The organism is Nevskia ramosa DSM 11499 (genome assembly GCF_000420645.1).
GTDB classification, from domain to species: domain Bacteria; phylum Pseudomonadota; class Gammaproteobacteria; order Nevskiales; family Nevskiaceae; genus Nevskia; species Nevskia ramosa.
This window is the reverse complement of record NZ_ATVI01000002.1, coordinates 1-19,352: the sequence shown is the minus strand read 5'-3', so window position 1 is coordinate 19,352 and position 19,352 is coordinate 1. Positions and strand designations below refer to the sequence as shown.

The following is a 19,352-nucleotide window of genomic DNA, read 5'->3' as shown; positions in this document are numbered from 1 at the left end:
TCCAGACGCCGGCTCGACTGGATGCGGTTCATGTATCCGTAGATGTAGATCCGCAGCAGCGTCGACGGGTGGTAACCGGGTCTGCCAGTCTCCTCGGCGTGTACGCCCTCGAAGCCGAGAGCGGCGAGATCGAGCTCTTCAACGAATGCATCGATAGCGCGAACCGGGTTGTCCTCGCCAATGTAGTCATCGAGTCGCTCAGGAAACAGCACACTCTGAGACCGATCCTCACCTTCGATGAATCGCTTCATCGGCAACTCCATCACGACAATGACGGAATAACAATCAGCAAACTTCACACCACGTTTTCACACAGTCTCGGCTGACAGCGGACTGTGATCTAAGTCATGTTTGTGCCAGGAGCGGACTTTGATCGCCGCCTAAAAATCGATTCTTCGCGACGTTTCACCGTTGAAACGTGACGAGGGTGCCAGTGGTCTGGCGATTTCGTGCACGCGAGGTCCTCGCCGAGCGGCTCATCGACGACTGCGCACACACGCGATTGCCTCGCCGAAGTTATCCGAACAATATGGTGACTTGCTGCACCCCGCGCTGGTGCCAATAATGTACGAAGTTGCACGCGCCACCGCAGGAGGAGGCGATTGAAGACGATAGAAAAGATCAAGCTTCAGAACTTCAGGCGATTCAGAGACTTTTCCGTGAAGTTCACTTCGCCGCGAACCATTCTCGTTGGTGAGAACGAAGCCGGAAAGAGCAGCATCCTTCTGGCTATTAACCTAGTCCTTTCCGCGAGTCGGACACAGGCTGAGACGATCGGTGCTGAGCGCCTATTGAATGTTACTGCCGTGCAGGAGTTCATGGCGAGTGCCCGAAACTACGCAGATCTTCCTGTTCTTTTCGTGGAACTGTACTTCAACGACCATGGCAATATCGAGTTGGAAGGGCGGAATAACTCTGAAGGTGTCACGTGTCACGGTCTCAGGATGACGTGTGCTCCGAACAATCCTTTGAGTGCCGAAATTAGAGCGATTCTGGCGAAGCCTGACGCGGTTTTTCCATACGACTATTATGACGTGTCTTTCACGTCATTTCAGGGTGACGCTTACAGCGGCGGTCGCCGCTTTGCCCGGCATCTGACAATTGACACCTCAAGCGGCAACGCTGAATACGCAACACGTGACTACATCGCTCGAATGTATAAAGCCCATGCTCAGCCAGTTGAACAGAGCGGCCATCAACATGCATACCGCTCGCTGAAGGATAATTATAAAGCCAACGTACTTTTCGACCTTAATGGACGAACGGAGGAATATCAGTTCGCATTACGAACCGACGCAAAGTCCAATCTCATGACGGATTTAACCTTGATGCAAGGCGATGTTGGCATCGATAGTAAGGGCAAGGGACTTCAGTGCTTCATCAAGACTAAGTTCGCACTAAAAAGGGCCGCAAATCCAAACCAAGCGCTTGATATCATCCTTATTGAGGAGCCAGAAAATCATCTGAGCCATGCGAATATGCACAGGCTAATTGGCGAAATCGCTCAGACGGACGACAAGCAACTCATCATTGCAACCCATAGCAACATGATTTCCGCCCGTCTCGACCTTCGAAACGCAATCATGCTGCAAAGCTCGTCACCCGCAGCCGCAACCTTAGAAGATCTCGATCCTGAAACCGCAAAATTTTTCGTAAAGGCCCCTGATCACGGCGTTTTGGACTTCGTTCTAGCAAAAAAGGCGCTCCTCGTTGAAGGCGATGCCGAGCATATTTTGATGGAGCAGCTGTTCGAGGCGATTACTGGGCAAAAACTAGCCGACCACGATGCGCACGTGCTCTCCGTGGGCGGGATAAGCTTTAAGAGATATCTCGATATCGCGAAGATTCTAAGGAAAAGGGTAGCGGTTCTGAGGGATAACGATGGCGACTATCAGGCAAAGTGTGTTGATGAGTTTGCCGACTATTCAGATCAACATATCCGGATATTCGGCGACCGGAATCCAGAAAATCGCACGTTTGAGATATGCCTTTATCAGGCAAATGCAGCCATCTGCGAGGCGGTATTGGCAGCACCGAGACGCCGACTACCTATTCAGGAGTACATGCTAAAGAATAAGACCGAGGCGGCATATGCGTTGCTGAATAGTGATCGCGCTTTGACGGTTCCTGCATACATACGAGACGCCATCGAATGGCTGGTCGCTTAGTTCTCGCCGTTGCTGGCTCTGGCAAGACCTCACACCTCATCAACCTCCTAAATGATAATGAGAGATTTCTCATCGTTGCCTATACGAACAGCAACGTTGCTGCGTTAAATCGACGTATTATCCTTAGGTTCGGCTTCTTCCCGCCGAATATCACGCTTGTAAGTTACTTCGTGTTCCTTCATTCCATCTGCTACAAGCCGTTTTTAAAGATGCAGCATGGTACGACGGGAATTAACTTCAAGCCGTGCGAAAGCCGATTCGCCAGAGGGCGTGATAGATATATTGACAGCTATGGACGGCTCTACAGCAACCGATTGGCGAAGGTGCTCGTTGAGGAGGGAGTTATTCCCGACGTGATCCAGAGGCTCGATAAATACTTTGACCATATTCTGATAGATGAATTTCAAGACTTTTCGGGCCACGACTTTAATTTTATTGCAGCTCTTTCGGATGTCCGTGCACAATTGATGTGCGTTGGTGACTTTTTTCAATACACCTACGCGACTAGTCTCGATGGGAATGTCAACGGCAGCCTTCACGACACCTATGCCACCTACGTCGAACGGTGTCGAGGTATTGGCCTCGCAGTTGACGAAGCTAGCCTAGAGAGCAGCTACCGGTGTAGCCCGACCGTTTGCGATTTCGTTTCAGATAAGATCGGCATTCAGATCAGATCGCACCGGGACGACGCAACAGCAGTAAAGCTAGTCGACCGCGCAGATGAGGCGACTGCTCTGTTCAAAGATGGCGCTGTCGCCAAGCTCTTCTTGCAGAACAGCATCAAGTACCCAGGCAAGACAAAAAACTGGGGTGACTGCAAAGGAGAAGACCATCACGGATCAGTTTGCGTGGTCCTCAATCCTCAATCGATGAGGGCGTATGCCAATGAAAAGCTGTCGGAACTTGCCCCCATGACGCGAAATAAGCTTTACGTTGCCTGTACTAGGGCAAGAAACAACCTGTATTTCGTGCCCGAAGAATTGCTCAAAGAGCGCCGCACTGCGTAAGGCCTGCTCAGTTACTCGGCGTTACCAGGCCGGCGCAACGGGTACGACTAGAGTGTCCGCTCTCTGCTGGGTCACGCCTTTCAGCAATGAAGCTACTTGTTGATCACATCAGCTGCGAAAGATCACGATCATTGAAAGTTGGCGGTCGCGGTCTGTGAGAGCGCGCTACGCCCGAAAGCTGGGGGCCGAGGGCTTATGGAATATGACAATTGTTGGACGTGACGACATGCAGTCGGACTTTCCGAGGACAGATGCCGGTCGGGTGCTTTGGGCGATGGTGCGCCGCATAGCGCGGAGCGGGCGGGCCGGTTTCCCGCGCGCCGAGATCCGCTCGGTCGCCAGTGAAGAGGGGCAAAGACGAAGTGTCCAGCCCGCTGGCCAGACGTGTGGCTCGATTCGCGTGCGGTGGCGGCCTTGCCGGTCAGCTGAACGGTCGATCGTTCGCATGGCCTGTACCCCGCGCGGCTCGATCCGCGCTGGTGGCGATCATTCGCGCCGACTTGGTTATGTCTGCCGTGATACCCCCCCCTTCAATTAAGCGGCTGTGCGAATGCAGGTTGGACGACGGTTTCCGCCGCGAGCGTCCTAGACTTTTAACTACCCCCGTCGGGTTCCCGCACCTCTCTGATTGCGACATGGCTACGGCCATCGGCCAAAAGCACCGGGAACAGTGGGAACAACGAGAGCAGCCGTTCCAAGCGCATGAATAAGGTAGGGAAAACTGTTCCCACTGACGATGATTGCGAAAACAGCCATCGGGAACACTGGGAACAAACCTAGGCAGAAAGCTGCGCCACTGTTCCCGTTGTTCTCACTGTGTTCCCACTTAAAACACATAGACCGGGAACAACGGCAAACCCAATAACAGCGGGCCTTCCAGCGCTTCTGCTTCGCTTTGTTCCCGTTGTTCCCGGTGATTCTCGAAAAGTGTCGCGCGGAAAACTCGGGTCCCGCTCCGTGCGCTCACGCGCCCGATTCGGCATCGTCCGGCTCGGCCTGCCAGATCGACGGCAGCACGACGTAGCACCAGGTCAGACCGATGCTGGGCAGTCGCGTCCGGCACTTCAGCCGGTTTGGTTCTTTGGGCCGCTTGAGCGCGCCAACGCTGGCGAGTAGCTGCGCCACCTGTCGCGGATCGAAGCCTGTGCAGATTTCTGCATCGAACGTCTCCGGCAGCAGGTAATAGGTTTCGCCCTCATCGCCGACCTGTTCGGTACAGCGGAAGCCGGCGCGCTTCACCGTCACCCAATCCTTGCTGCTTGCATCCTCGCCCCAGTGCTGCAAACGGGCGCTGCCCTCGGACTCAAGCCATCGGCGTACCTGCGTCAGCATACGGACAGGCTCCAGGTTGCCGGTCCCGCCGCGCGATTCGATCCATGCGGCGAAGCACTTGCCGCAGGCTGCATCCGCTTCGCCAGCATCCCAGCCGGTAATGCCTGCGCTTGTTGCAAGCTCGCCAGCAGCCGCGACTAGGGCAAAGCGGCCCGCTACGCGTGCGACTTGCCCGTCTATGCGTTTCGGCACATGGCGATCGGTGAAGTCGTTGCGCAGTGCGCGAATCGCGTCCGGCAGCGTATCCACACGCGGCAGCAGCGTGCCCAGAAATGCCGGTCCGGCGACGCCGTACACGTCGGCCGTTGCACGTGTGATCGCTAAAGCCATCTCTGCGCCCGACCCCTTCCCATGTAGCGATTCGTATAGCGAACGGCTCCCCGTGACAGGCTCTGCGGGAATATCGGCCATCCGGGTTTCTTGCCCGGCGTGCGCTTGCTTGCCGCCTTGCCGCATGTGTTCGGCGAGACTTAGTTCGCCAGCACTCAGGAACAGCAAACGCCAGGTCAACGGTGCGCGAAGGCTTCCGCTTCGGCCCGCGCGTGCTTTGCCTTCGCCGTTCGCCAGCATGTACGCGGTTTCGCCTGCAATCTTCGGATCAATCTGCTTCAGTTCGTCCAACAGCAGGATGCTGTCCGAGTATTGGGCCGCGATGGACTCCAGGGCGTTATCCGTGGCACGCCATCGCCGCATGAACTCAGGACTTCCCCAAACCGAAGCAGCGGCGCGCAACGCGGTGGTTTTCCCCATGCTTGACGAGCCGCGCAGGTTGAAACCGCCCGATTCCTCGCCAGCCCAGTGCAGCAGCGGGCCTGCGAATGCGGCCGACACTGCGAACAGCAACCGGGAATTCCCTCGGCACAGGTCGGCCAGATCGCTGCGCCAGTCACTCAGGTCGCCGCGCGCGCGGTAGACATGCCCGCCTGCCGTTTCGCTCTGAAACAGCACGGCTTCGTCGGCCTCGCCGAGGGTGCGATCCGGCATCACGAATACTCGGCCATGCCAGCCGGCGCGTTCCACACAGCGCGCCCGCGCCTCGGGCCTCGATTGCTGAAAGTAGTCGGTCAGCAGGTTGCGGATTCGCGGCGTAGTCGGCACGTCGAAGCCCAGGCGCAGCAGCTCTGCGCGCATCTCATCACCGCCACCGGATAGCAGCCGCATCGGCATGCCCCAGCGGTGCTCGGTGCCGTCGGCATCGTTGAAGCTCAGCAGACGGCCCCAGTTCGTCCCGTCCAGATCGCGCAGGTAGGCCGCGACCTCGATCGGCGGGCAGACCCATTGCGGCGCAAGCGGGGTGCCGTCCTTCGGATCGGTGCCGTTGTGCCAGATGCCGCGATCGTCGCGAGTGAAACGGGGTTGTCTGCCGCCGCCGCTTGCCTCGGCTGGCTTGGTGCGAGCCGCTGGCGAGGCTTCAGGCGCTACTACCGGCGCAGCCGGTGCGTCGGCCTTGTCAGCGCCTGCCGTCTCGAATGCAGCACGCACAGCGGCCAGGCCATGCACGGCCGCGTAGTCGTTCCAATCCGATCCAGAATCGCTTGCCGGGAACGATGGCGCGATGACGGAACCGCCGACAGCTTGTGCCGCCTCGGTGGCTTTCGTGATGCCCGGATTGCCCTCGGTGCGGTGGTCGTTGTCGGCCGCGATGACGATGCGCGCCGCTGGAAACTTCGCGCGCAGCGCCAGCGCAACGGGCCGCAGGTTGCCGGTATCGAAGGCGACCGCCACGGCCTGCCCAGTAGCCTCGCGCAGCGTCGCCGCTGTCGCGTAGCCCTCGGCAATCAGCAGCACGGCACCGGGTTCGCCGATGGCGTGATAGTGGCCCGCTTTTTCCATACCGGACGTGAAGCGCTTGGTGCCGTTTTCTTGGATGAACTGCAGGCCATGCAGTGCGCCGTCGGCATCGCTAACGGGGATCACCAGCGCCTTGCCTAGCTGCCGAATGCCATAGCCGCGTACCTGCTTTTTCGCCAGGTAAGGATGTTTCGCAGACGGCTTCGGGTTGGCTTCTTCCCACAGCTTCGCGGCCTTATTGCGGGCTTCGGCTCGCACTCGCTGAGTCTCGGCTTCACGGTCGCGCCGGATCGCTTCCAGCCGCGCCCGGTTGGTCTCGCGCTCGGCTTCGTCCAACTCGCGCCCGATGTTGGCGTGCCAGGTCTCGGACAGGCCGCGCTTCCAACAGCCGAACTCGCCGGCCGGCACGCCGTCGCTATGCAGCACATACCAGCCGTTGCGCTGGTCTCGCCGATCCCCGGTCACGCGGAAGCGATGCAGCTTGCCGTCGGCATCAATCGTCGCATCGGTCTCGATACCGGCCGCGTGCATGGCGGTGCGGAATTGGTCGGCGATCTCGCCATAGGTCAGCGGGCGGGCGTCACTCATAGCCGCAGCACGTGTAGGCGTTGATCCCTTCGCAGCCCTTGCATTCATCGCGGGCAACTCGCGGTACGGGCAGCTTCAATCCGGCCCGCAATCCATGCAGAAACGTCGGACTCGACCCATGCTCGGGTACGACCAACCAGGGGAATCGGGGCGGGGAATTCCTTGCGCCGGATCAGCTCGAACAACTGGCTGCGGCTGATTCCGGTGCGACGCTCTACTTCATTCCTGCGAAGCAGGACTTCGACTTTCTGACTTTCCATCTCTGATCCCTATGAGTCCGCCGAATTCCGGCCGACTCAGAGTGATTCTTGGAAGTAACTCGGTCTAAGGGCATTTTTACGACTCTTTTCTACCCTTGACTTTTCTGTGCGAGGTGCGGGGGTCGCGTTCATCAAGAAGCGCAGACAAGGCTACTGCCCCTAGTTCGCTAGGTCTTTTTCCTGGATGCTTCCTTCGGGTTGAAGGCTTGTCGATCCTGATGGCATTGGTCGAAAAATAGCGAAGAGGATCGCCCTTCTTTTGCCGTTCAACCTCCTTGTAAGACCGCTCGATTGAACCGACGCTGATCGATCTGTCACGTCGCAAAATTACCTGAGCGGCTCGGAACGCTTCATCGTTGCTGATTTGCAAACCGTGACTGTCGCGCCCTTCTAGCACTGTGTCCCAGCGCTCGTAATCGCGCCTGTCGGCTCGGTGCTGCTTTACCCAGGCCCGCATCGCCGATCTATGCGGCTCCCGGTTCTCCTCGGTAGCCGCCGCGATGAATTCCATCATGGCTGTCTTGAGCCACGACGGCAGAGGCACACCATTCTTCGTCAGAATGCTGAAGGCTTCGATTGCACCGGCCTTGTTCCCCGCTTCGTAGGCGCGCCGACACATCATCAGCCGCTTGTGTTCGCTCTCATTCACGTCACGCCTTCCGCGCTCCCTCAAAAGAACTGCATCAGGCCGGTGAAGGTCCCCGGCTTTTCGCCCCGTTGGGCTAGGTGCAGTGGATCAAATATAGCCAGCCGCGCTCTGCGAACGACATCGATTAATTGATGCCGCCGATCACAAAGTGAACAAGCACGCGCACATCGATCAGCCCAAAAGCATTCTTTAGTCGTTTGGTCAGTTCACGATCAGTAGAGCTTGGCTCCGGCGCGCCTGAAGGATGGTTTTGCGCGAAGATCACGCAGGCCGCGCTGTGGCACAGCGCTGACTTGACCACCTCAGGCGGATACAACGAAGTCTGGTCGATTGTGCCTACCGAGATGTCCTCCCCACTCGATCAATCGATTCTGTGAATCGACGAACAAACTCATAAAGACCTCTACGTTTCGCTTGCCGACATGAAGGTGCAGCCATCGGAGCGTCTCGCTCGGATCGGCAAATGACGCCATCGGCCCGCCTAATTGCCCCGCATGATCCGGCGCGGGGCTTGCCGGTTTAAGTCATGCCTGCCGCCGTATCGCTGTGACGTTTCCGCCCGCTTGCAGACTATCGATCTCATCGGCCCATGCCTGCATCATCTGCCGCCTTTGGCTCAGGTACTGCGCACCGTTGTAGATCGCGCGGATGTCGTCTTCATCGCCGTGCGATAGCTGGCGCTCGATCCAATCGCGGTTGTAGCCGCGCTCGTTCAGCGCGGTCGATATCAGATGCCTGAAGCCGTGCCCGGTCTGCCGCCCGCCGTAGCCGATGCGGTTGATGGCGGTATTTACGGTGTTCTCGCTCATTGGCCGGTCGCGGTGATCGCGGGATGGGAAGGCGAGGGGGCTGCGCTCGTTCAGTGTGCGCAGCTCGCGCAGCAGCGCGACGGCCTGCGCCGGCAGTGGCACGACGTGCGGCCGGCCCATCTTCATACGCTCTGCCGGGATGCTCCAGGTTGCTTCGTCCAGGTCGAACTCGGACCAAGGCGCGGCGCGCAGCTCGCCAGGGCGCGCGGCCGTCAGCAGGTGCAGGCGGATCGCGATGGCGGTGCCTCGATCGCCGCAATAGTCGGCCAGCGCATTCAGGAAGCCGGGCAGCTCCCCGATCGGCAGATGCGGATGCGCGCGGCGCGCTGGCGCTGCGGCCGCGACTACATGCAGATCGGTCGCGCGGTTGATGTCCACCGCGCCCTCGACCATCGCGAACTGAAAGATGCCGTTCAGCCAGCCCCTGCATTTCTTGGCTACGTCCAGAGCATCGCGGGCTTCGATCTTCCGCAGCACGGCGACCAGCTCAGGGCGGGTGATCTCCGCGACCGGCCGCGCCCTCAATGCGGGCAACAGGTCGCGGTCGAGATACAGCCGGGCCTTGTCGTGCGACGCGGGTGACCATTCGCCGCTTTTCTTCTTGAACCACTTTTCCGCCATCACGCCGAAGGTGTGTTCGCGTGTGGCGCGCTCTGCTTCGCGCGTCGCCTTGCGGTGGTCGGCAGGATCGGTGCCCTGCGCCAGCAACTTGCGGGCAGCGTCGCGGGCTTCGCGGGCCTTCGCCAGCTCGATCTCGGGATAGGTGCCGATCGCCAGCAGCTTTTCCTTGCCGTCGAAGCGGTACTTCAGCCGCCATCGCTTGCCGCCTTCAGGCATTACCAGGAGGAACAAGCCGCCGCCGTCGAACAGCTTGCGCGGCTTCAGTGCGGGCTTGGCGTTGCGGACCTCGATCGCGGTCAACATGACTGGGGGTACTTCCGGCGCTGGGGGTACTTTTGGGGGTACGCGAATTTTGGCCTTTTCTTACCCCCAATCTGGGGGTATCTGCCATCTGCGTACCCCCAAAAGTACCCCCAAAAGTACCCCCAAAGATTCCGGATGTCTACGGACGCCACCGGGCCGCCCCGGACTATTAATCAATTATTATCTGATTTGTAAGGGTTTTTTGGACTTCGCCGGACGTTGCCGGACTAAAAAATGGTGCCTAAGGAGAGACTCGAACTCTCACGAGGGGTTACCTCGGCGGATTTTGAATCCGCTGCGTCTACCGATTCCGCCACTCAGGCCTGCGCTGCTCCCGCACTGTATCGGCGGGGCCGGCATTATAGCGGCCGATCGCGGGTTGGCTGCGATCTTTTGTCGTGTTCTTTCCATCTTTCCGTCGCCATGCAACGCAGTGATTTCCGTTACGAGCTTCCTTCCGAGCTGATTGCCCAGGTTCCGCCGGCCACCCGCAGTGGCGGCCGGATGCTGGTGGTCGATTCTGTGGTCGATGCCGGGGCAGACGATTTCCGGGATGCGAACGTCGTCGATCTGCCGGCCGAGCTGCGTGCCGGCGATCTGCTGGTGCTGAACGACACGCGGGTGATCCGGGCGCGGCTGCATGGCGTCAAGGAATCGGGAGGCAGGATCGAGGCGATGATCGAGCGGGTGCTCGATACGCGCCGTGCGCTGGCGCAGATCAAGGCCAGCAAGACGCCGAAGGCCAGCAGCAGCTTGCTGTTCGCGGACGGGGCCTTGATCGCCACCGTGCTCGCCAAGCACGACGATCTTTACGAGCTCGAGTTCGATACCGACGATCTGCTCGCCGCGCTCGATGCCCATGGCGAGCTGCCGCTGCCGCCGTACATCCAGCGCACGGCCGACGAGCGCAAATCCAGCGCTGGCGATGACGCGCGTTATCAGACGGTGTGGGCGCGCGAGCCGGGCGCGGTGGCTGCGCCGACGGCGAGCCTGCATTTCGATGAGGCGATGCTGGCGGCGATTCGCGCGCGCGGCGTCAGCATCGCGTTCACCACCCTGCATGTCGGCGCCGGCACCTTCCAGCCGGTGCGGGTCGATGATCTGGCCACGCACGTCATGCATGCCGAGCGACTCACGGTGACGGCCGAACTCGCGCAGGCCGTTGCCGATGCCAAGGCGCGCGGCGGACGGATCGTCGCAGCTGGCACGACGGTGGTGCGGGCGCTGGAAACGGCGTCAGCCGAGACCGGCATCGTCGAGCCTTACCAGGGTGAGACGCGGCTGTTCATCACGCCGGGTTATGCGTTCCGCGTCGTCGATGCGCTGCTGACCAATTTCCATCTGCCGGAATCGACACTGCTGATGCTGGTCTGCGCATTCGGGGGTTATCAGCGGGTGATGGCCGCGTATCGCCACGCGGTGGAACAGCGCTATCGCTTCTTCTCCTACGGCGATGCGATGTGGTTGCCGCTGCGCGCCAGCCAGTCCAGCGCGCCCTGAGCGGCAGTCCGGCCGCTGGCAAAGCAGGCGGTGAGCAGGTAGCCGCCGGTCGGCGCTTCCCAGTCGAGCATTTCGCCGGCGCAGAAGGTGCCGGGTAGCTGCTGGACCATCAGCCGAGCGTCGAGCGCTTCAAAGCGAACACCGCCGGCAGTCGAGATCGCATCGTCGATCGGCCGGGTGGCGTGCAGCGGCAGGCTGAGCGTCTTGATCTGCGCGGCCAGCGCGGCTGGATCGGCGAAGGCTTTTTCCGGCGCGCATTCACGCAGCAGCGAAGCCTTGACGCCATCGATGCCGGCGCGATGCAGGTGCTTGGCCATCGACTGCGAGCCGCGCGGCTTGGCCAGGCGTTCAGTCATCGCAGCCAGCGAGACGCCGGGCATCAGATCCAGTTCCAGGCGAGCGACGCCGTGAGCGCTGATCGCGTCGCGCAGGGCCGGCGACAACGCGTAGATCAGGCTGCCTTCCACGCCGACGCCGGTGATGATGAATTCGCCTTGCCGGAACTCAGGCAGGCCGCCTTGTTCGGGGCTCAAGCGAGCAGCGACCGGCTTGACCGGCTGGCCGGCGCAGCGGCTGCGCAGGATGTCGCTCCAGCGGCTTTCGAAGCCGCAGTTGCTGGGCGTCAACGGTGCGACGTCGATGCCCTTTTCGGTGAGCAGCGGAACCCAGCGGCCATCGGAACCGAGCCGTCGCCAGCTGCCGCCACCGAGTGCGAGCACCACGGCATCGGTCGCCACTGCGACATCGCCCGTAGATGTGGTGAAGCGCAGCGCGCCGTCCTCATTCCAGCCGGCCCAGCGATGGCGCAGATGGAAGTGCACGCCGCTCTCGCGCAGCCGGCGCAGCCAGCCGCGCAGCAGTGGCGCGGCCTTGAGATCGCTCGGGAATACGCGGTTGGAGCTGCCGACAAAGGTTTCCACGCCCAGGCTTTTCGCCCACTCGCGCAGTTGATCGGCACCGAAGCTTTCGAGCAGCGGCCGGATCGCTGCTGCACGCGTGCCGTAGCGCGATACGAATGGTTCGAAGCTTTCGCCGTGCGTCAGGTTCAGGCCGCCCTTGCCGGCGATCAGGAATTTGCGGCCGCAGTTGGCCATGGCGTCGTAGACATCGACGGTGACGCCGGCGGCAGCCAGCGTTTCCGCCGTCATCAATCCGGCCGGGCCGCCGCCGATGACGGCGACGCGGCGTTGCGGGTTTGTCGTCACGAGCGTGATTTGCGCAGCACGACGCTGATCGCGCCATTGGTTTCCAGCATCGCCAAGCGAACCTCTTCGATACGAATGCAGCCGGCCTTGCGCAGCGCGGCATTGATGTCGCGCCGGGACAGGTTGGCGGCGGCGAGGTTTTCGGTACGCAGGCGGCCGTTGCGAATCAGGATCTGTGGCCGGCCGCCGATCAGGCGATCCAGGCGATTGCTGGCGGTGGTCGCGTAGTCGAGCAGGAAGTTGATCGTCACCAGAGTCGCGGCAGAAATCAGGCCGCCGATCAGGGAGTTGTCGCCGCCATTCATCGAGTTCTGCACGGCGTTCGACAACACCAGCAGCAGGATCAGATCAAACGGCGACAGCTGCCCGACCTGTCGTCGGCCAGTCATCCGCAGCAGCACCAGCAGGAACACATAGACGGCAATGGAGCGAAGCACCAGCTCCCACCACGGTACGGTCAGTTGCCACATCGATGCGGTCTCCGGCGATTCGGCCGCCATGATGCAGCCAAGTCTTCGTTACCGCAGTGGCCCTTACCGCAGTGCTGACGCGCGTCAGATCCGGTTCAGATGCCGATCGGCCGGTGCTGGCGGGTTGTACTGGTAGATCCAGGTTTCGCTCAGCGGCTGGCCGACGCTCTTCAGGAACATGCGCAGGTCGATCGGATCGGTCGAGTCATCCGGCGGCTTCAGATCGAAGATCGCGCGATAGCCGTTGATCTCCTTCAGCGGCCGCGCCGAGGTCAGTTCGATGGTGCCGCGCGAGGCGGTGATGACCGCTTCCACCTTGGTGTCGCGGCCCAGCAGGCCGAGATCGCCGCCAGCGAAATCGACCACGAAGCGCCAGGAGAAATAGCTGCGCTTGACGCCAGCGGCGCCGCCGAGACCGGTACGCGTGGCCTGCACGGTCGCCAGCCGCGGCGCTGCAGGCGGCTTGCGGCCCCAGTGCAGGCGATAGGCGAACAACAGTTCCTCGCCCGGCATCGGCTTCTTCTCCGGGTTCCAGAACGCCACCATGTTGTCGAAGGTTTCGTCCTGGGTCGGAATCTCGACCAGCTGCACCGAGCCCTTGCCCCAGTCGCCCTTCGGCTCGACCCAGAGGCTCGGCCGCAGGTCGTAGTAGGCGCCGTCGTCCTGATAGTGATCGAAGTTGTGATCACGCTGCATCAGGCCGAAGCCGCGCGGGTTGTTATCGCTGAACGAGTTGAAGCGCAGGCCGACCGGATTGACCAGCGGCCGCCAGATCCATTCACCGGCGCCGGTCCACATCTGCAGGCCGTCGGAATCGTGGATTTCCGGCCGGTAGTCGTAGGCCATGCGGCGATCGTTTTCGCCGGTCTGGTACATGCTGGTGCCGGGTGCGATGCCGAGACGGTCGATCTTGCGGCGCGGATACAGCGCGGCGTCGATCTCCATCACGTGGCTGGCGCCGGGCGAAATCTCGAAGCGATAGGCGCCGGAAACGCTCGGCGAATCCATCAGCGCATAGATCACCAGCTTGTTCGAGCCGGCCGCCGGCCGTTCCAGCCAATAGCTGGTGAAGCGCGGGAATTCTTCCGGCGTCGGCGCGCCGGTGTCGATCGCCAGGCCGCGTGCCGACATGCCGTACTGCCAGTCACCGCCCACTGCGCGGAAGTAGCTGGCGCCGAGCCAGGCGCCGACATCGCGCTCCAGATCGGTATGGAACAGCACGCGGAAGCCGGCGAAACCGAGATCGTTCGGCAGCTGGTTGGCCTTGACGCCGGACTTGCCGAAATCGAACAAGGTCGAGTCGTAGGCGATTTCCTGCGCCTGACCGTTGACGATCTCGAACATCCGGACCGGGTCCTTGAAGAACAGGCCCATGTGGAAGAAACGAACCTGGAACGACAGATCGTCCTTCGCCCACAGGCCGCGATCGGCGCGGTAGCGGATGTTCTGGTAGCGATCGAAATCGAGACCCTGCAAGGTCTTCGGCAAGTCGCTGGGCGGAGCGAGATAGGCCACCGAGGCCATCTGCCGCGCCTGGCCCTTGAGCCAGCTGTAGTCAAAGGCCTGGGGCTTGCCGAGCTGCTTGAGCTTGCCGCGGTCGGCGGCTTCGGCAGCGGGGGCAGCCAGGCCGGTGGCCAGTGCGCCGGCACCGGCCGACAGGGATTTCAGCAGTTCACGTCTTTGCATGGTCGAGCTTTCGGTTGATGAGCCAGGCGATGGGGGCGCGTCGGCGTTCGCCATAATATCCGCATGGCTCTCATCTCTACCGGCAACCGTGCTGGAACCATCACCGGCCTGTTCGCCGGCAGCGTGCAGGCCATGCCCGGCGACGGCCGGCCGACGGCGATCTTCAAGCAGCCGGTGATCGGTGCGATGGCGGTGGGCCTGGAGGGTCTGGTCGGCGATGCGCAAGCCGATCGCCGTGTCCACGGCGGGCCGGAAAAGGCCCTGCATCACTTTCCGCTGGAAACCCATGCGCGGCTCGCGGCACTGTTTCCGGAGGCCGCCGCGACTCTGGTCGCCGGGGCGCTCGGCGAAAACATCTCGACCTCCGGCATCGAAGAAAAGGACGTCTGCATCGGCGACGTGTTTACGCTCGGCAGCGTCCGCGTGCAGCTCTGCCAGCCGCGCACGCCGTGCTGGAAGATCGAGGCGCGGCACGGTGTCGACGGCATGACCCGGGCGGTCGCCGATGCCGGCATCGCCGGCTGGTACTACCGGGTGCTGGAGCCGGGGATGGTCGCCGTCGGTGACCGCTTTGAGTTGATCGACCGGGTTCCTGAGGCGCCGACCTTGGTCCGGTTCTGGGAAATCGTCCACGCTCATCGGCCACCCCTGGCCGACCTGGAAGCGCTGCGCGACGTACCAGGGCTGGCCTCGAACTGGCAGAGCAAGCTCGCCCAGCGCATCGACTGGCTACGCCGCAACTGAAAGCCTGACCATGACTTCCGTGAAGCTGCCGGACTATCCGGCACTGGCCGCGCTGCCGGCGCTGCGCGAGGCGCTGGCGATGCCGGGTGGCCGCGCCGTGCTGGCCGCGCCGCCGGGTTCCGGCAAGACCACGGTGGTGCCGCTGGCGCTGCTCGACGAGCCGTGGCTGACGGCTAAGAAGATCGTGATGCTCGAACCGCGCCGGGTTGCCGCGCGTGCCTCGGCGGCGCGGATGGCCAGCCTGCTCGGCGAGAAGAGCGGCGAGACGGTGGGTTATCAGGTGCGCTTCGAGCGCAAGATCGGCCCGGCGACGCGCATCGAAGTGATCACCGAAGGCCTGCTGACCCGGCGCCTGCAGGCCGATCCTGAGCTGCCCGGCGTCGGCCTGGTGATCTTCGACGAGTTCCACGAGCGCAGCCTCGATGCCGATCTGGCGCTGGCCCTGACCCTGGACGCCGCCGCATCGCTGAACGAAGCGCTGCGGGTGCTGGTGATGTCGGCGACGCTCGATACCGAGCGTGTTTCGGCACTGCTTGGCGGCGCGCCGATCGTCACCGCATCGGGCCGGATGTTTCCGGTCGACGTGCGTTTCGCGCCGCCACGTCCGGGTACGTCCACCGATATTGCGGTCGCCGATGCCTGTGCCGCCGCGCTCGCCGAACGGGATGGCGACGTGCTCGCATTTCTGCCTGGCGGCCGGGAGATTCGCGGCGCCCAGCGCATCCTCGAATCGCGGCTCGGAACCGGCGTCGTCGTGCATCCGCTGTATGGCGATCTGTCGAGCGCCGAGCAGGATCTGGCACTGGCGCCGAACCGTGATGGCCGACGCAAGGTGATCCTGGCGACCAACATCGCCCAGACCAGCCTGACCGTCGAAGGCGTGACCACGGTCGTCGATGCCGGGCTGGCGCGCGTCGCCCGGTTCGATCTCGGTGCCGGCGCCAACGCGCTAGAGCTGCAAAGGATTTCTCGGGCGAGTGCGGAGCAGCGCGCCGGCCGCGCCGGTCGCCTTGGGCCGGGAACTGCTGTCCGTCTGTGGAGCCGCGACCAGCATGGCCAGCTGCCGGCGCATGACACGCCGGACATCCTCGCCGTCGATCTGTCGCGGCTGGCGCTGGAATTGGCCGTCTGGGGCGTGTCCGATCCAACGACCTTGGCGCTGATGGATCAGCCGCCTGCCGCTTCCTGGTCACAGGCGCGTGAGGTGCTGGCCGCGATCGGCGCTGTCGGCACCGATGGCCGGATCACCGCGCACGGCAAGGCGCTGGCGCGCTTGCCGGCGACGCCGCGCATCGCTCACATGCTGATGGTCGCGAAAGCCGCTGGCTTGGCCGGCACGGCCGCCTGGACCGCTGCGGTGCTCGATGAACGCGACAGCGGTGCCGATCTCGCCCAGGCAGTGCGCAACGCCCATTCCGGTAAGGCCGATGCCGGCGCACTGCGACGGATGCGCGAAACCGTGCGCCAGCTGCTGCGGCTGGTCGATGCCGACGAGCGGGCGACGATCGATGCCGATGCCATCGGCCGAATCGTCGCGATGGCCTACCCCGAACGGTTGGCGCGGCGGCGCGCCGAGACCCGCGGCGCGCGGGACGTCGGCTATCTGTGTGCCGATGGCGGCGAGGCGCGGATTCCCGAGCGCGATGTGCTGGCAGCGTCCGAGTGGCTGGCGATCGCTCACTGGGAACCCGGCAATCCACGGCGGATTCGTGCTGCAGCCGCTTTGTCCGAGCGCGAGGTGCTGGTCGATCAGGCGGCGCGGATCGTCAATCTGGCCGATGTTGCCTGGAACGAGCAGCAGCGGGCGGTGCTCGCCGAGCGGCAGACGCGGCTCGGCGCGATCGTGCTCGAGCGCAAGCCGATGAACCAGCCGGACGGCGAGCGCCAGCGCGCGGCGATGATCGAAGGCATCCGAAGCCTCGGAATCGCTGCGTTGCCGTGGAGCGAGGGCGCGCGGCAATGGCAGGCGCGCGTCGCGAGCCTGCGGGCCTGGCGCGGCAGCGAGGATTGGCCGGATGTCTCCGACGAGGCGCTGGCCGAATCCCTGACCGAATGGCTGACGCCGTATCTGTCCGGCATCACTCGGCGCGAGCATCTGGCGCGGCTCGATCTGGCCGGCATCCTCAATGGCCGGCTCGACTATCCGCAGCAGCAGCGGCTGTCGCGGCTGGCGCCGACGCATGTCGACGTGCCGAGCGGCTCACGGGTAGCGCTCGAATATCTGGCCGATGCCGCGCCGCCGGTGCTGGCGGTAAAGCTGCAGGAATTGTTCGGCGCCACCCAGACACCGACGGTCAACGAGGGGCGCATGGCGGTCTCGCTGCATCTGCTGTCGCCGGGCCGGCGGCCGATCCAGGTGACCCGCGATCTGGCCGGCTTCTGGGCTCGCACCTACGAGGAAGTTCGCAAGGAACTGAAGGGCCGCTATCCGCGTCATCCTTGGCCGGATGACCCGCTGGCAGCCGCGCCAACGGCCCGAGCCAAGCCGCGCGGGACCTGATCGCCGGCTTCTCGAAGGAATTGCAGTCAAACCCGCAAGTTTTGCTTGACGCCCACCAGCGATATCCCCAGAATCCGCCGCTCGCTGTGCTGACCGTCACGGGGAGAGATACTCAAGCGGCCAACGAGGGCAGACTGTAAATCTGCTGACTAACGTCTACGAAGGTTCGAATCCTTCTCTCTCCACCACCGGCGACTGTCGCGAATGCTGGACCGGGCTCAGAGTTTGGGCAGGGCAGGCGGGTGTAGCTCAATGGTAGAGCTGTAGCCTTCCAAGCTACTGACGTGGGTTCGATTCCCATCACCCGCTCCAACCGTCAGGCAGGCGTCGTCAAAGCAGCAATCAGTACCGAGTTTCGCTCACATAGCTCAGTCGGTAGAGCACTTCCTTGGTAAGGAAGAGGTCATCGGTTCGATTCCGATTGTGAGCACCAATTTTTGACCCTCCAGCCGGTTTTATCGCCGCCTTGAGGGTTTTGTTGTTCATCCAGATAACCGATCAGAGAGCAGAGTTTCGTCATGGCAAAAGAGAAATTTGACCGTACCAAGCCGCACGTGAACGTGGGGACGATTGGGCATGTGGATCATGGCAAGACGACGACGACTGCGGCGCTGACGAAGATCAGCGCTGACAAGGGCTGGGGCACGTACATTCCGTACGACCAGGTTGCGAAGGCATCCGAGAGCCAGGGCCGTCGTGACTCGACGAAGATCCTGACGATTGCGACGTCGCACGTCGAGTACTCGACGAAGAACCGCCACTACGCCCACGTTGACTGCCCGGGCCATGCGGACTACGTCAAGAACATGATCACCGGAGCCGCGCAGATGGACGGCGCGATCCTGGTGGTGTCGGCGACCGACGGCCCGATGCCGCAGACGCGTGAACACGTGCTGCTGGCCAAGCAGGTCAATGTGCCGAAGATCGTGGTCTGGCTGAACAAGTGCGATCTGGTGGAAGACGCCGAACTGCTGGAGCTGGTCGAAATGGAAGTTCGCGACCTGCTCGGCAAGTACGGCTTCCCGGATGACGGCCCGGTAATCAAGGGCTCGGCGACCAAGGCGATTGCCGGCGACCCGGTCTGGGTGGCGCGTCTGGAAGAACTGTACGACGCCCTGGATTCCTACATCCCGGAACCGATGCGCGAAATCGACAAGCCGTTCCTGCTGCCGGTGGAAGACGTGTTCTCCATCTCCGGACGCGGCACGGTGGCCACGGGCCGCATCGAGCGCGGCATCGTCAAGGTGGGCGAAGAAGTCGAGATCGTCGGCCTGAAGGACACCGTCAAGACCATCGTCACCGGCGTTGAAATGTTCCGCAAGCTGCTGGATCAGGGCCAGGCGGGCGACAACGTGGGTCTGCTGCTGCGTGGCACCAAGCGCGAAGACATCGAGCGCGGCCAGGTGCTGTGCAAGCCGGGCACGATCAAGCCGCATACCGACTTCGAAGCCGAAGTGTATGTGCTGGGCAAGGACGAAGGCGGCCGCCACACGCCGTTCTTCAAGGGCTACCGCCCGCAGTTCTACTTCCGCACGACGGACGTGACGGGCGCTGTCGAGCTGCCGGAAGGCACCGAGATGGTGATGCCGGGCGACAACGTGAAGGTGAAGGTGGAACTGATTGTTCCGATCGCAATGGAAGAGCAGGTTCGCTTCGCCATTCGTGAAGGCGGCCGCACTGTCGGTGCCGGCGTCGTTACCAAGATCCTGAAGTAAGTCT

The 19,352-nt window shown here is 62.4% G+C and carries 15 protein-coding genes and 4 tRNA genes; 9 read left to right on the top strand and 10 right to left on the bottom strand.

Annotated features, from left to right (window positions below; translation table 11 throughout):
• A partial coding sequence (locus G513_RS0100680) for a transposase (protein ID WP_169560474.1) occupies window positions 1-251 on the bottom strand: 251 nt, incomplete at its 3' end.
• 351 nt (window positions 252-602) lie between these two features.
• Here G513_RS0100680 and G513_RS0100675 point away from each other — a divergent pair.
• Both G513_RS0100675 and G513_RS0100670 read left to right on the top strand, forming a co-directional pair.
• Complete coding sequence (locus G513_RS0100675; RefSeq protein ID WP_022974898.1) at window positions 603-2,168, top strand: ATP-dependent nuclease; 1,566 nt, start codon at window positions 603-605, stop codon at window positions 2,166-2,168.
• A complete protein-coding gene (locus tag G513_RS0100670; protein ID WP_022974897.1) occupies window positions 2,153-3,175 on the top strand; it encodes a UvrD-helicase domain-containing protein in 1,023 nt (340 codons plus the stop codon). Before G513_RS0100675 ends, G513_RS0100670 begins: the two co-directional genes overlap by 16 nt.
• A gap of 963 nt (window positions 3,176-4,138) precedes the next feature.
• Here G513_RS0100670 and G513_RS20615 read toward each other — a convergent pair.
• From G513_RS20615 to G513_RS0100645, 6 genes are all read right to left on the bottom strand, one after another.
• Window positions 4,139-6,886 (bottom strand): DUF927 domain-containing protein, encoded by a 2,748-nt coding sequence (locus G513_RS20615; RefSeq protein ID WP_022974896.1) that lies wholly within the window; start codon window positions 6,884-6,886, stop codon window positions 4,139-4,141.
• Between the two features lie 44 nt (window positions 6,887-6,930).
• Entirely contained in the window at window positions 6,931-7,146 is a 216-nt protein-coding gene (locus G513_RS26420; RefSeq protein ID WP_028474978.1) for a helix-turn-helix transcriptional regulator, read from the bottom strand.
• Window positions 7,147-7,222: 76 nt separating this feature from the next.
• A complete protein-coding gene (locus tag G513_RS0100655; protein WP_156891322.1) occupies window positions 7,223-7,795 on the bottom strand; it encodes a hypothetical protein in 573 nt (190 codons plus the stop codon).
• A gap of 124 nt (window positions 7,796-7,919) precedes the next feature.
• On the bottom strand, window positions 7,920-8,141 hold the full coding sequence (locus G513_RS26155; protein ID WP_436197933.1) for a JAB domain-containing protein: 222 nt from the start codon (window positions 8,139-8,141) through the stop codon (window positions 7,920-7,922).
• Window positions 8,142-8,319: 178 nt separating this feature from the next.
• Window positions 8,320-9,528 (bottom strand): tyrosine-type recombinase/integrase, encoded by a 1,209-nt coding sequence (locus G513_RS0100650; protein ID WP_022974894.1) that lies wholly within the window; start codon window positions 9,526-9,528, stop codon window positions 8,320-8,322.
• A gap of 235 nt (window positions 9,529-9,763) precedes the next feature.
• Window positions 9,764-9,851 (bottom strand) — tRNA-Leu (locus G513_RS0100645).
• Window positions 9,852-9,951: 100 nt separating this feature from the next.
• Between G513_RS0100645 and queA the strand changes: the two genes are divergently transcribed.
• The gene (queA, locus tag G513_RS0100640; protein ID WP_022974893.1) at window positions 9,952-11,028 is read left to right on the top strand and encodes a tRNA preQ1(34) S-adenosylmethionine ribosyltransferase-isomerase QueA; all 1,077 of its coding nucleotides are present in this window, start codon (window positions 9,952-9,954) and stop codon (window positions 11,026-11,028) included.
• Here queA and G513_RS0100635 read toward each other — a convergent pair.
• From G513_RS0100635 to G513_RS0100625, 3 genes are all read right to left on the bottom strand, one after another.
• Window positions 10,974-12,242, bottom strand: a complete 1,269-nt coding sequence (locus G513_RS0100635) for a TIGR03862 family flavoprotein (RefSeq protein ID WP_028474977.1) — start codon at window positions 12,240-12,242, stop codon at window positions 10,974-10,976. The two genes, queA and G513_RS0100635, sit on opposite strands and share 55 nt — an antisense overlap.
• Window positions 12,230-12,703 carry a DUF421 domain-containing protein gene (locus G513_RS0100630; protein ID WP_028474976.1) on the bottom strand — a complete coding sequence of 158 codons (474 nt, stop codon included), beginning with the start codon at window positions 12,701-12,703 and terminating at the stop codon, window positions 12,230-12,232. Before G513_RS0100630 ends, G513_RS0100635 begins: the two co-directional genes overlap by 13 nt.
• 84 nt (window positions 12,704-12,787) lie before the next feature.
• Window positions 12,788-14,389 carry an OpgD/OpgG family glucan biosynthesis protein gene (locus G513_RS0100625; protein ID WP_022974890.1) on the bottom strand — a complete coding sequence of 534 codons (1,602 nt, stop codon included), beginning with the start codon at window positions 14,387-14,389 and terminating at the stop codon, window positions 12,788-12,790.
• A gap of 63 nt (window positions 14,390-14,452) precedes the next feature.
• Here G513_RS0100625 and G513_RS0100620 point away from each other — a divergent pair, with 63 nt between their 5' ends.
• From G513_RS0100620 to tuf, 6 genes are all read left to right on the top strand, one after another.
• Complete coding sequence (locus tag G513_RS0100620; protein ID WP_022974889.1) at window positions 14,453-15,133, top strand: MOSC domain-containing protein; 681 nt, start codon at window positions 14,453-14,455, stop codon at window positions 15,131-15,133.
• Window positions 15,134-15,143: 10 nt separating this feature from the next.
• Window positions 15,144-17,633 (top strand): ATP-dependent helicase HrpB, encoded by a 2,490-nt coding sequence (gene hrpB, locus G513_RS0100615; protein WP_022974888.1) that lies wholly within the window; start codon window positions 15,144-15,146, stop codon window positions 17,631-17,633.
• 102 nt (window positions 17,634-17,735) lie between these two features.
• Window positions 17,736-17,821, top strand: a tRNA-Tyr gene (locus G513_RS0100610).
• Between the two features lie 50 nt (window positions 17,822-17,871).
• A tRNA-Gly gene (locus G513_RS0100605) sits at window positions 17,872-17,945 on the top strand.
• A gap of 45 nt (window positions 17,946-17,990) precedes the next feature.
• Window positions 17,991-18,066: transfer RNA gene (locus G513_RS0100600), tRNA-Thr, on the top strand.
• 85 nt (window positions 18,067-18,151) lie between these two features.
• Window positions 18,152-19,348 carry an elongation factor Tu gene (gene tuf / locus G513_RS0100595; protein ID WP_022974887.1) on the top strand — a complete coding sequence of 399 codons (1,197 nt, stop codon included), beginning with the start codon at window positions 18,152-18,154 and terminating at the stop codon, window positions 19,346-19,348.
• Window positions 19,349-19,352: the final 4 nt, after the last annotated feature.